The organism is Vibrio sp. SCSIO 43135, from assembly GCF_023716665.1.
GTDB lineage: Bacteria > Pseudomonadota > Gammaproteobacteria > Enterobacterales > Vibrionaceae > Vibrio > Vibrio paucivorans.
This window is the reverse complement of sequence record NZ_CP071859.1, coordinates 2412311-2424116: the sequence shown is the minus strand read 5'-3', so window position 1 is coordinate 2424116 and position 11806 is coordinate 2412311. Positions and strand designations below refer to the sequence as shown.

The following is an 11806-nucleotide window of genomic DNA, read 5'->3' as shown; positions in this document are numbered from 1 at the left end:
TTTTCATGGGCCTTAAAAAGTTTATTGAAGACATCGAGCATCATTTTGAGCCTGGTGGAAAACACGAGAAGTGGTTTGCGCTTTACGAAGCGGCAGCAACTCTGTTTTACACACCTGGTCTTGTAACAAAGAAAAGCTCGCATGTCCGTGATAGCGTTGACCTAAAACGTATCATGATCATGGTTTGGCTTGCGGTATTCCCAGCAATGTTCTGGGGTATGTACAACGCAGGTGGTCAAGCTATCGCAGCACTAAACCACATGTACTCTGGTGCAGAGCTTGCAGCAGTAATCAGTGGCGATTGGCACTACTGGCTAACCGAAATGCTTGGAGGAACGTTGAGTCCTGAAGCTGGTTGGGGCAGTAAGATGTTGCTAGGTGCAACTTACTTCCTACCGATTTACGCGACGGTGTTCATCGTTGGTGGTTTCTGGGAAGTGCTTTTCTGTATGGTGCGTAAGCACGAAGTTAACGAAGGTTTCTTTGTTACTTCTATCTTATTCGCATTGATTGTTCCGCCGACACTTCCACTTTGGCAAGCAGCACTAGGTATTACCTTTGGTGTTGTTGTTGCGAAAGAAATCTTTGGTGGTACTGGTCGTAACTTCCTTAACCCAGCGCTTGCTGGCCGTGCTTTCCTATTCTTTGCTTACCCAGCTCAAATCTCGGGTGACTTAGTGTGGACTGCGGCTGATGGTTTCTCTGGTGCTACAGCGCTTAGCCAATGGGCACAAGGCGGTAATGGTGCTCTAGTGAACACTATCACGGGTGATGCAATCACTTGGATGGATGCGTTCATTGGTAACATCCCAGGTTCTATCGGTGAAGTATCGACGCTAGCTCTTATGATCGGTGCAGCAATGATCGTTTACATGGGTATTGCTTCATGGCGCATCATTGGTGGTGTTATGATCGGTATGGTTGCAGTGGCGACACTGTTCAACGTTATCGGTTCTGATACAAACCCTATGTTCAATATGCCTTGGCATTGGCACCTAGTTCTAGGTGGCTTCGCATTCGGTATGTTCTTCATGGCGACTGACCCAGTATCTGCATCATTTACTGATAAAGGTAAATGGGCTTACGGTATTCTGATTGGCGCAATGTGTGTAATGATCCGTGTAGTAAACCCAGCTTACCCAGAAGGTATGATGCTGGCGATTCTATTTGCGAACCTATTTGCACCACTATTCGACCACTTAGTTGTTGAAAAGAACATCAAACGGAGACTAGCTCGCTATGGCAAGTAATAACGACAGCATTAAAAAGACGCTGGGTGTTGTTATCGGGTTGAGCCTTGTTTGTTCAATCATCGTATCAACAGCAGCTGTTGTTCTTCGCGATCAACAAAAAGCAAACGCTGTACTAGATAAGCAAACTAAAATTGTTGAAGTTGCTGGTATTGAAGCGGAAGGAAAAAAAGTTCCTGAGCTATTTGCACAATACATTGAGCCGCGTCTAGTAGATTTCGAAACAGGTGACTTTGTTGAAGGTGATGCTGCAACTTACGATCAACGTTCCGCTGCAAAAGATCCAGCTGAGTCTATCCGTCTAACTGCGGACCAAGACAAAGCTAAGATTCTTCGTCGTGCTAACACAGGTGTTGTATACCTTGTGAAAGAAGGTGATGAAGTATCTAAAGTTATCCTACCGGTACATGGTAACGGCCTATGGTCTATGATGTACGCGTTTGTTGCTGTTGAAACAGATGGCAACACGGTTTCTGCGATCACTTACTACGAACAGGGTGAAACTCCTGGACTTGGTGGTGAAATTGAGAACCCGTCTTGGCGTGCACAATTTGTAGGTAAGAAGCTGTTCGACGAGAACCACAAACCAGCTATTAAGGTTGTTAAAGGTGGTGCTCCAGCTGGCTCAGAACACGGCGTTGATGGCCTTTCTGGTGCTACGCTAACAGGTAACGGTGTTCAAGGAACATTTGATTTCTGGTTAGGCGACATGGGCTTTGGTCCATTCCTAGCAAAAGTTCGTGACGGAGGTCTGAACTAATGTCTGGCGCACAAAACGTTAAAAAGAGTCTGATGGCACCGGTGTTGGATAACAACCCGATTGCTCTACAGGTTCTTGGTGTTTGTTCTGCACTTGCAGTAACAACCAAACTAGAAACGGCATTTGTAATGACACTAGCGGTTATCTTTGTAACTGCACTGTCTAACTTCTTCGTTTCTCTTATCCGTAATCACATTCCAAACAGTGTACGTATCATTGCTCAAATGGCGATCATTGCGTCACTTGTAATCGTGGTAGACCAAGTACTTAAAGCTTACCTATACGATATCTCTAAACAGCTATCTGTATTCGTAGGCCTTATCATTACGAACTGTATCGTAATGGGTCGTGCTGAAGCGTTTGCTATGAAGTCTGAGCCAATTCCTTCTCTTATCGATGGTATTGGTAACGGTCTTGGTTACGGCTTCGTTCTTATCACTGTTGGTTTCTTCCGCGAACTATTTGGTTCAGGTAAGTTATTCGGCCTAGAAGTACTTCCGCTAGTAAGTAATGGTGGTTGGTATCAGCCAAACGGCTTGATGCTACTTGCACCATCAGCATTCTTCCTGATCGGCTTCCTGATCTGGGCGATTCGTACGTTCAAGCCTGAACAAGTAGAAGCGAAGGAGTAAGGACGTCATGGAACATTACATTAGCTTGCTAGTTAAATCGATCTTCATCGAGAACTTAGCACTATCGTTCTTCTTAGGTATGTGTACATTCCTTGCAGTATCTAAGAAAGTTAAGACCTCTTTCGGTCTTGGTGTAGCAGTTGTTTTCGTACTGACTGTCGCGGTACCAGTAAACAACCTGCTTTATACCTTTATCCTTAAAGAGAATGCGTTAGTTGAAGGTGTGGACCTTAGCTTCCTAAACTTCATCACCTTTATCGGTGTAATCGCGGCTCTAGTACAGATTCTAGAAATGATCCTCGATCGCTTCTTCCCGCCTCTGTACAACGCGTTAGGCATTTTCCTACCGTTGATCACTGTAAACTGTGCGATCTTCGGTGGCGTATCTTTCATGGTTACGCGTGACTACAACTTTGCTGAATCTGTTGTATACGGCTTTGGTTCTGGTGTGGGCTGGTTGCTAGCTATTGTTGCTCTTGCAGGTCTCCGTGAGAAGATGAAGTACTCTGACGTACCTCCTGGTCTTCGTGGTCTTGGTATCACGTTTATCACTGTAGGTCTAATGGCGTTGGGCTTTATGTCTTTCTCTGGTGTTCAACTGTAAGTCGGGTAAACCGCAGCAAATAAGGAATAGTCAATGTCTACTATTATTTTTGGTGTAGTAATGTTTACCCTGATTATTTTGGCGCTAGTTTTAGTGATTCTATTCGCTAAATCTAAACTAGTTCCATCAGGTGACATTACAATTTCTGTGAACGATGACCCTTCATTGGCGATCGTTACACAACCAGGCAGCAAGCTGCTGGGTGCTCTAGCTGGTGCTGGCGTATTCGTATCTTCTGCTTGTGGTGGCGGTGGCTCTTGTGGTCAGTGTCGCGTAAAAGTTAAATCAGGTGGCGGTGACATTCTTCCAACTGAGCTTGATCACATTACTAAAGGTGAAGCTCGTGAAGGTGAACGTCTAGCATGTCAAGTTGCAATGAAAACTGACATGGAAATCGAACTACCTGAAGAAATCTTCGGCGTTAAGAAGTGGGAATGTTCAGTTATCTCTAATGATAACAAAGCAACATTCATCAAAGAGCTTAAACTTCAAATCCCTGATGGCGAATCTGTACCTTTCCGTGCAGGTGGCTACATTCAGATTGAAGCTCCAGCTCACCACGTTAAATACTCTGAGTTTGATGTACCGGATGAGTACCGTGAAGACTGGGACAAGTTTAATCTGTTCCGCTACGAGTCTAAGGTAGATGAAGAAACTATCCGTGCTTACTCAATGGCAAACTACCCAGAAGAAGAAGGGATTATTATGCTGAACGTGCGTATTGCTACGCCGCCGCCTAATAACCCAGACGTACCACCTGGTATCATGTCTTCATTCATCTGGTCTCTTAAAGAAGGCGACAAGTGTACTATCTCTGGTCCATTTGGTGAGTTCTTCGCGAAAGATACTGATGCAGAAATGGTATTCGTTGGTGGTGGTGCAGGTATGGCTCCAATGCGTTCTCATATCTTTGACCAGCTTAAGCGTCTTAAATCTTCTCGTAAGATGTCTTTCTGGTACGGTGCTCGTTCTAAACGTGAAATGTTCTACGTTGAAGACTTCGATGGCCTACAAGCAGAAAACGACAACTTCGTGTGGCACTGTGCTCTTTCTGATCCAATGCCTGAAGACAACTGGGATGGCTACACTGGCTTCATCCACAACGTATTGTACGAAAACTATCTGAAGGACCACGAAGCACCTGAAGATTGTGAGTACTACATGTGTGGTCCACCGATGATGAACGCAGCTGTAATCGGTATGCTGAAAGATCTCGGTGTAGAAGATGAAAACATCCTTCTAGATGACTTCGGTGGTTAATCTACCTAAGTGATTGAACTCTATGGCTGGCTCTTGGAGCCAGCCATTCTTTTTTCGAACTTCGGTTGTGATAGTAAAGCGGTTTTATCTAGACTATTTTCCTATCCCCACTTTTATCTATAGGAGTAAACAAGTGAAAAAATGGCTTGTTGCGTTAGCTTCTCTTTTGATCCTTGCTGGCTGTGAAAAACCGGCCGAGCAAGTGCATTTAAGTGGCCCAACGATGGGTACCACCTATAACATCAAATACATCGAATCAGACTCGACGCCTGATGCACAAAAGATCCATCAGGAAGTTGACCGCTTACTTGAAGAAGTAAACGACCAAATGTCGACTTACCGCAAAGACTCGGAGCTAAGTCGTTTTAATCAATATCAAGGCAGCGACCAATTCGAGGTTTCACCACAAACCGCGATTGTTGTGAAAGAAGCTATTCGTCTTAATGAGCTTACTCATGGCGCGCTTGACGTAACAGTTGGACCGTTAGTGAATTTATGGGGGTTTGGCCCAGAAGCACGCCCTGAAGTTGTCCCAACAGATGAAGAACTAGCAGCACGTAAAGCAGTCACAGGCATTTCTCATTTGAGCGCTACCGCTACTTCATTATCAAAAGATATTCCTAACTTGTATGTGGACCTTTCTACGATTGCAAAAGGTTGGGGAGTGGATGTGGTTGCCGACTATATTGAATCTCAAGGCATTCAAGACTACATGGTTGAAGTTGGTGGAGAACTGCGCCTAAAAGGCGTGAATCGTGAAGGGGTTCGCTGGCGTATTGCGATTGAGAAACCCTCGGTAGATGAGCGCAGTGTTCAAGAGATCATAGAACCGGGTGATATGGCGATAGCCACTTCTGGTGATTATCGTAACTATTTTGAGCGTGACGGAATCCGTTATTCGCATATAATTAACCCACAAACAGGTAAACCGATCAGAAATAAGGTTGTGTCTGTTACTGTATTGGATAAGTCGTCTATGACGGCAGACGGCCTGGCGACAGGCATAATGGTATTGGGTGAAGAGAAAGGATTGGAAGTTGCGAATAAGCACAGTATCCCAGCTCTGATTATCGTCAAAACAAAAGACGGGTTCTTAGAGCTAACTTCAGAAGCATACAAACCATACGTACATAATTAACAAGAGCATGTCATTATGAATACATTTTTGATTACCTTTGGAGTGTTCCTAGCTGTTATCGCAGCAATGTCGGTAGGTTACATTTTCCAAAAGAAAGTGGTTAAAGGAAGCTGTGGCGGATTAGGTGCGGTAGGTATCGACAAGGTATGTAACTGCCCAGAACCGTGTGATGCACGTAAGAAGCGAGAAGCACGTGAAGCTGCTAGAGCAGAAAAGCTTGCTGCGTGGGAAAAAGATCGCATCGCTTAACCCGCTCCAATCACTCAAAAAGCCCAAAGTTTTCATGGAACACATGATTCTTCGGGCTTTTTTAGTTTGGGGAGTTTATCCAACTGATACTATCTGGTTTCGACCATTTTCTTTGGCCAAATAGAGCCGGTCATCAGCGACCTTTATTTGCTCGTTCAAATCCCCTTCGATATCGGTCACGCCGATACTAATCGTAATAGATAGCTGCTGCTCGTTATGAGTAATCGTGGTTTTCTCTACTCTTTGGCGCATGATTTCCAATCGGTTGGTAAACTCTTGGATTGGGGCACATGATTGAATACAAAATTCTTCACCACCAAACCGCACAACGACATCATCTTCGAAGTATATTTTGAGGATGCTAGACAGCGTTTTCAGTGCAGCATCTCCACCATCGTGGCCATATGTGTCGTTGACCTTTTTAAAGTGGTCGATGTCGAGCATGGCTATGTTTCTTTTTTCACAACCATTGCAAACTTGATTGAACAAGAAACGGCGATTCCAAAGTCCGGTTAAGGCGTCTTGGTTAGCCATGCGAAAGAGTTCGTTTGTGGCCTCTTTCATGTCTAGAATTTGATGAACTCGACAGAAAAATTCTTCTTGGTTGAACGGCTTATATAGGAAATCATTAGCTCCTGCTTTGAGGAAGCGAGCTGTCATAGTTCTATCGTCACTTCCGGATAGGCCTAAGATCGCCAATTGATTCTTGTCGTAGTCTGTGCGAATTTCACGAATCATGGTAATGCCATCTTTTTCTGGCATATCGTGATCAGAAATAATGAAAGTAATGTCTGAGTTTTCCGATAGGACTTTCTGACCTTCAATGCCATTCTTGGCCTGTAATACGGAAATGTATTGGTGTTCCAACAGTTGAGTAATGTGTTTTCTTACCACGGCTGAGTCATCAACGACGAGCGCTTTATGCTTTTGATTATTGGTTAAGCGTTTTACTAGCGGGAGCAAGTAGGAAACTGAGGCCATGCTGTCTTTTAAGATGTAATCCAAAACACCTTTAGCCAACATTTTTTCGCGTATTTCTTCCTGAAACATGGCGGTAAGGACGATCACTTTATGATCGTGATTGAGGACTATATCAATGATTTCGCCATCTTGGCCATCAGGTAAGCAGTAATCCAGCACCGCGCATAGTAGGTGGTGTTCATGTTGGAGTATTTTGTTTGCTTGTTCGATTGACTCGGCAGCAAGTACCTCGAAACCAGCTTGGCTTAGTTGCTGTTCCAAGTAATTGCGAAACGCACGACTATCTTCGACAACAAGTATTTTTTGACTCAAAGATCCGTCCCTATCATTTTTATCCTGATACAACTAATAATAAATTAGTCAGGCGATTTGGCTACGATTAATTTTTAATATTTGAACCAACCTAATTTCGTGCCTGAACGTTCATTATTTTGTATACTGTGTTTTTGTACAGTTTTTCTTTGGTGGGCTGTGGAGTCAGTAACGAGAAAGATCATTCATGTTGACATGGACTGCTTCTATGCAGCGGTTGAGATGCGCGACAATCCTGACTACCGAAATCGGCCATTGGCCGTTGGCGGACATGAAAAGCAGCGCGGAGTGATCAGTACCTGCAATTATGAGGCGAGGCAGTTTGGTGTACGTAGCGCAATGCCTACCGCAACAGCGTTAAAGCTATGCCCTGATCTTTTGGTTGTTCCAGGTAGAATGCAGGTATACAAAGAAACATCAAAGCATATCCGAGCTATTTTTAGTCGCTATACACCACTTATAGAGCCTTTGTCTCTTGATGAGGCCTACTTAGACGTGACCCAATCCACCATGTGTCGTGGGTCAGCGACACTGATTGCTCAAGCGATCAGGGAGGACATATGGAACGAGCTTCAGCTTACGGCATCTGCTGGAGTGGCTCCGATTAAATTCTTGGCCAAAGTCGCTTCAGATATGAACAAACCAAATGGGCAGTTCGTTATCCCTCCTGAAAGAGTCCAAGAAGTCGTTGATAAGCTGCCGTTAGAAAAGATTCCGGGAGTGGGAAAAGTGAGCTTAGAAAAACTTCATAAAGCCGGCTTTTATGTTTGTGAAGATATCAAGCAAAGTGACTATCGAGAGCTGCTGCGACAGTTTGGCCGGCAGGGAGCTTCATTGTGGAAACGAAGTCATGGTATCGATGAACGTGAAATTGTGGTGGAGCGTGAACGCAAGTCGGTTGGTGTAGAGAGGACGTTCAGCGAGAATATTTCTAGTTATGATGAATGTTGGCAGGTTATAGAAGAACGTCTTTACCCCGAGCTTGAGCAGCGCTTGGTGAAAGTGAGTCCTGATAAGAGCATCATAAAGCAGGGCATCAAGCTTAAATTTGCCGACTTCCAACTGACGACTATTGAGCATATTCATGGTCAATTAGAGCTAGAAGATTTTAAAGGGCTCTTGCGAGATATCTTAAAGCGTCAAAATGGCCGAGAGATACGCTTACTCGGCTTGAATGTCATGCTTAAACCAGATCAACAAACTAAGCAATTGAGCTTCTTTTAGGGCCTTTGTTCGAAAAGCACGTCGAACAAAGGCCCCCACGATAATTACTTATCTTTGATTCTCAATTCCACTGACGGACTTCACGGCTTCGAGAACCGTCGAAAAAGGGTGTTGCTCTAATTTGGCAAAGCCGCTCATCGAGCGAGCTTTAAGTTTGGTAGACAGTGGCGTGGTTATCCCACACAAAAAGCGCGCCAGTGCCTCAGGGCTTAACGGTTGAGTATCTGATGATTTGGTACTTGCTGTTCTAAATTCATTCAACCATTGTTGAAGAAGTTGGTTGTCAATCTTCAGCTGGCTACTGCTTGGCAATGTGGCGATATTCCCTCTGCATACGGAGCAATGCCCACACTGACTTGGTGCATTGTTATCCGAGAAGTAACTTGCTAATCGATGACTCAAGCAATGTTCGGTTTGGAAAAAGTTGAGCATCTCATGTAACCGATTTATCTCAGCGTTTTCTTTATTTCTGAACAGTTGGAACAGTTCTTCAGTAAGCTGCTGTATTGGTTTAGATGTGTCACAAACTCCAAAGACATCGGTGATTTGTTTGCTTTCAAGTTCAATCCAGCCTTGCTCATGGAAATAATCAATAGCAGCTATCACACGTTGTCTATCTGCTTGGCTGTGCATCCATAAGGCTTCAAAATCGACTTGGCACCATGTCCGTGCTTTAGGCGAGCAGGCAAAGATAGCTTCAACAAACTGACGACGTTCACTGGAAAACTGCTCTTCGATATGCTGCTGAGTGGCAACAAACTTAAAACGATAATCGGCGAAATAGCTGTATTTTGGTTCGATAACAGCGGCCAACTCTAAATAGACCAATAGTGTTTTGAGTGGCAGTTGTCGAATGTTGCTCTCTCGAGATAGCCTAGTCAGCATGACTTCCCACTGGCCAGTTTGTTGATAAATTTCCTCGATGACGCTTTGAATCGCTTCTTTGTCCGGTGTGTCTCCGTAAACAAAATTCTCGAGTACATGTAAGCCGGTTTGGTTCGCTAATAAGGTGCAATGTGACGTATGACCATCTCTACCTGCACGGCCAATTTCTTGTGAGTAGTTTTCAATAGATTTGGGGAGATCATAATGTACCACTTGGCGAATATTGGATTTGTCTACCCCCATGCCAAAGGCAATTGTTGCGACAATGCAGTGAATTTGACCATTCATAAATCGTTGTTGAATATCGTCGCGCTGCTCGCTTTTTAATCCAGCGTGATATGCGGTTGCAAGCAAGCCCTGTTGGTTCAGTTGCTTTGCAACTTGCTCCGCGGTCTGCTGTAAGGTGACATAGATGATGGAGGGTGCGAGTGGATCTTGAGCTAAAACGCGATGCAGCGCTTCAGCTTTTTCGTGCTCTTGGCAAGGCGAGATAGTCAGATCAAGGTTAGAGCGATAAAAGCCAGTCACAACCGTGTTGTCTGCACTGATGGAGAATTTACCTTGCATGTCTCTGATGACATTCGGTGTCGCTGTTGCTGTGAGGAGTAACACTTGTGGAATATTGAGCTGCTGTTTGTAATGAGGCAGTTTTAAATAATCAGGTCGGAAATTATGTCCCCATTCCGACATACAGTGTGCCTCATCTATGACCAGTAGTGAAATTGGCACTTGAGCGATGAAGTGACGAAACCTCTCGTTCTTTAGCCTCTCAACTGAGATCATCAAGATCTTGGTTTCGCCATTGCGTACCGACTGCATCACGTGTTGGGTTTGTTGCCTATCTTGGCTCGAATCAATGGAGGCTGCCGCGATCCCTTTACTCTGCAGGAAGGCCAGTTGATCTTTCATCAATGCAAGAAGCGGCGAGATGACTAATGTGAGATGGGGTAAGTGTAACGCTGGCAATTGATAGCAAAGAGACTTACCTGACCCAGTCGGAAAGATCGCTGCACTGGATTGGCCTGATAGTATCGTTTCTACAACTTGACGCTGCCCTTCTCTTAGTGTGTCGAAACCAAATACTTGCTTTAACGTATCTTCAATCATTATCCCCATAACCTGCTAGTGAAAAGCTTGCGCTTGATTGTACCTGAATCTATTCTTTAGCTCTTTGAAAACCACAGCACACATGTATGAATAAATCTGATCTGCACCAAATAATCTTGCTACAGCTCGAACAAAATTTATTGGTCGCCCAATCTGCGACTCAACGTGCCATCGATGCAGCCACTGATGAAGAAACAGTACCTGAACACAAGTACGATACTTTGGCGCTAGAGGCCTCGTATTTGGCGCATGGGCAAGCGATGAGAGTGCAAGAATGCGAAGAAGATATTCGAGTTTTTAAAGAGCTAGTGCTTAGGGAAGCATCAGATACGGTGGTTATGGCCTCTTTGGTAACCGTTGCGAATGAAGAAAATGAACGAAAATATTTCTTCATTGGTCCTAGAGCGGGCGGATTGAGTGTAGATTGCCAGGGAATTGAAGTGTCGGTATTAACCCCGCAAGCTCCGCTTGGAAAAGCGTTACTTGGGAGGCAAGTAGAAGACGAGATCGAGCTGGCAATTAACGGTATTACTGTGTATTACGAAGTTGTGGACATTGCTTAGACATCGCTCTTTATCACAGTTGACTAGCCGCTAACCTTCTTACCCTTAATTTGGGTATACTGTTTAAAACCATTGTCGAGATGATTATGAAGAAAAGCATTTTACTGGTATCACTTTTGATGAGTCACTCTGTATGGGCTGCGCAGTGTAAAGTTGATATCAAAAATGAAATCCATTTGGATGGGCAAACTCTAGAAATTCAGCAAACCAGCGGTGAAAAAGCTGTGTTTGATGACAGTAATAACCTTTATATTCACGGTGAAAAAATTGAGCTAAACGCTGAGCAGCAAGCGGCGGTCGAGCAGTACCGCGATAGCATGAATGAGTACTTGCCTCGAGCAAAACAAATTGCCAGTGAAGGGTTAGCTTTAGCGAATGACATCGTTGATGATGTCGCGCAAAGCCTGGATGCGCCGGGTGCATTTGATGACGTTAAGGCGTCAATGCAAGCATTCTTTGCTGATATTGAAGCTCGCTATTATCAAGACGGCGATTTAGTTTTGCCAGCAGAAAGCTTTGAGTCGATGGCGGCGTCTTGGGCAGAAGACTTTGAAAAAGCGAAGCAGTTATTTAATCAAGAATTCATCTCCAGTGCATTCAATGCGATGTCTGAAAAAATGAAACAGGATGGTGGGCTAAACCTTACTGAACTGGCAGACAGCATGGCGGAGCTAAAAGTCCGAGTGGAAGAGCGCTTAAAGGAGCATTCAGCAGAGATTAAGCAACAAGGCGAGGAGCTGTGTGAATCTTTGGATGATATTGCGGAGCAAGAGCTTGAGCTGCATGAGAAAATCCCTGAGTTGAAGGATTACCAAACATTTACGATTTAGGGTTCGACTAA

General features: G+C 44.4%; 12 protein-coding genes. 10 read left to right on the top strand and 2 right to left on the bottom strand.

Going from position 1 to position 11806, the window contains the following annotated elements; all coding sequences use genetic code 11:
• Positions 1-5 precede the first annotated feature (5 nt).
• From J4N42_RS10850 to nqrM, 7 genes are all read left to right on the top strand, one after another.
• Positions 6-1250 (top strand): NADH:ubiquinone reductase (Na(+)-transporting) subunit B, encoded by a 1245-nt coding sequence (locus J4N42_RS10850; protein WP_252027913.1) that lies wholly within the window; start codon positions 6-8, stop codon positions 1248-1250.
• The gene (locus tag J4N42_RS10845; RefSeq protein WP_252027911.1) at positions 1240-2010 is read left to right on the top strand and encodes a Na(+)-translocating NADH-quinone reductase subunit C; all 771 of its coding nucleotides are present in this window, start codon (positions 1240-1242) and stop codon (positions 2008-2010) included. Before J4N42_RS10850 ends, J4N42_RS10845 begins: the two co-directional genes overlap by 11 nt.
• Positions 2010-2642, top strand: a complete 633-nt coding sequence (locus J4N42_RS10840; protein ID WP_252027909.1) for an NADH:ubiquinone reductase (Na(+)-transporting) subunit D — start codon at positions 2010-2012, stop codon at positions 2640-2642. The genes J4N42_RS10845 and J4N42_RS10840 overlap by 1 nt, the downstream gene beginning before the upstream one ends.
• Positions 2643-2649: 7 nt before the next feature.
• Positions 2650-3246, top strand: a complete 597-nt coding sequence (gene nqrE, locus J4N42_RS10835) for an NADH:ubiquinone reductase (Na(+)-transporting) subunit E (RefSeq protein WP_252027907.1) — start codon at positions 2650-2652, stop codon at positions 3244-3246.
• Positions 3247-3279: 33 nt separating this feature from the next.
• The gene (gene nqrF, locus J4N42_RS10830; protein WP_252027906.1) at positions 3280-4506 is read left to right on the top strand and encodes an NADH:ubiquinone reductase (Na(+)-transporting) subunit F; all 1227 of its coding nucleotides are present in this window, start codon (positions 3280-3282) and stop codon (positions 4504-4506) included.
• Positions 4507-4639: 133 nt separating this feature from the next.
• Positions 4640-5644: an FAD:protein FMN transferase gene (locus tag J4N42_RS10825; protein ID WP_252027904.1), complete on the top strand. Its 1005-nt coding sequence runs from the start codon at positions 4640-4642 to the stop codon at positions 5642-5644.
• 15 nt (positions 5645-5659) lie between these two features.
• The gene (gene nqrM, locus J4N42_RS10820) at positions 5660-5893 is read left to right on the top strand and encodes a (Na+)-NQR maturation NqrM (protein WP_252027902.1); all 234 of its coding nucleotides are present in this window, start codon (positions 5660-5662) and stop codon (positions 5891-5893) included.
• Between the two features lie 75 nt (positions 5894-5968).
• Here the strand turns inward: nqrM and J4N42_RS10815 are convergent, their stop codons facing one another.
• On the bottom strand, positions 5969-7186 hold the full coding sequence (locus J4N42_RS10815) for a diguanylate cyclase (RefSeq protein WP_252027901.1): 1218 nt from the start codon (positions 7184-7186) through the stop codon (positions 5969-5971).
• A gap of 159 nt (positions 7187-7345) precedes the next feature.
• On the opposite strand from J4N42_RS10815, the gene dinB reads away from it, so the two are divergent.
• The gene (gene dinB / locus J4N42_RS10810; RefSeq protein ID WP_286036651.1) at positions 7346-8410 is read left to right on the top strand and encodes a DNA polymerase IV; all 1065 of its coding nucleotides are present in this window, start codon (positions 7346-7348) and stop codon (positions 8408-8410) included.
• Positions 8411-8458: 48 nt separating this feature from the next.
• On the opposite strand, the gene J4N42_RS10805 is transcribed toward dinB, so the two are convergent.
• On the bottom strand, positions 8459-10402 hold the full coding sequence (locus tag J4N42_RS10805; protein WP_252027900.1) for a RecQ family ATP-dependent DNA helicase: 1944 nt from the start codon (positions 10400-10402) through the stop codon (positions 8459-8461).
• Between the two features lie 86 nt (positions 10403-10488).
• On the opposite strand from J4N42_RS10805, the gene J4N42_RS10800 reads away from it, so the two are divergent.
• A complete protein-coding gene (locus J4N42_RS10800; protein ID WP_252027899.1) occupies positions 10489-10965 on the top strand; it encodes a GreA/GreB family elongation factor in 477 nt (158 codons plus the stop codon).
• Positions 10966-11051: 86 nt separating this feature from the next.
• Entirely contained in the window at positions 11052-11795 is a 744-nt protein-coding gene (locus J4N42_RS10795) for a YggN family protein (protein ID WP_252027898.1), read from the top strand.
• The last annotated feature ends 11 nt before the right edge of the window (positions 11796-11806 follow it).

What these genes read in the sequence shown, in the direction of transcription:
- J4N42_RS10850 (WP_252027913.1), top strand. Translation starts at nt 6, where the DNA reads ATGGGCCTTAAAAAGTTTATTGAAGACATCGAGCATCATTTTGAGCCT.
- J4N42_RS10845 (WP_252027911.1), top strand. Translation starts at nt 1,240, where the DNA reads ATGGCAAGTAATAACGACAGCATTAAAAAGACGCTGGGTGTTGTTATC.
- J4N42_RS10840 (WP_252027909.1), top strand. Translation starts at nt 2,010, where the DNA reads ATGTCTGGCGCACAAAACGTTAAAAAGAGTCTGATGGCACCGGTGTTG.
- nqrE (WP_252027907.1), top strand. Translation starts at nt 2,650, where the DNA reads ATGGAACATTACATTAGCTTGCTAGTTAAATCGATCTTCATCGAGAAC.
- nqrF (WP_252027906.1), top strand. Translation starts at nt 3,280, where the DNA reads ATGTCTACTATTATTTTTGGTGTAGTAATGTTTACCCTGATTATTTTG.
- nqrM (WP_252027902.1), top strand. Translation starts at nt 5,660, where the DNA reads ATGAATACATTTTTGATTACCTTTGGAGTGTTCCTAGCTGTTATCGCA.
- J4N42_RS10805 (WP_252027900.1), bottom strand. Translation starts at nt 10,402, where the DNA reads ATGATTGAAGATACGTTAAAGCAAGTATTTGGTTTCGACACACTAAGA.
- J4N42_RS10800 (WP_252027899.1), top strand. Translation starts at nt 10,489, where the DNA reads ATGAATAAATCTGATCTGCACCAAATAATCTTGCTACAGCTCGAACAA.
- J4N42_RS10795 (WP_252027898.1), top strand. Translation starts at nt 11,052, where the DNA reads ATGAAGAAAAGCATTTTACTGGTATCACTTTTGATGAGTCACTCTGTA.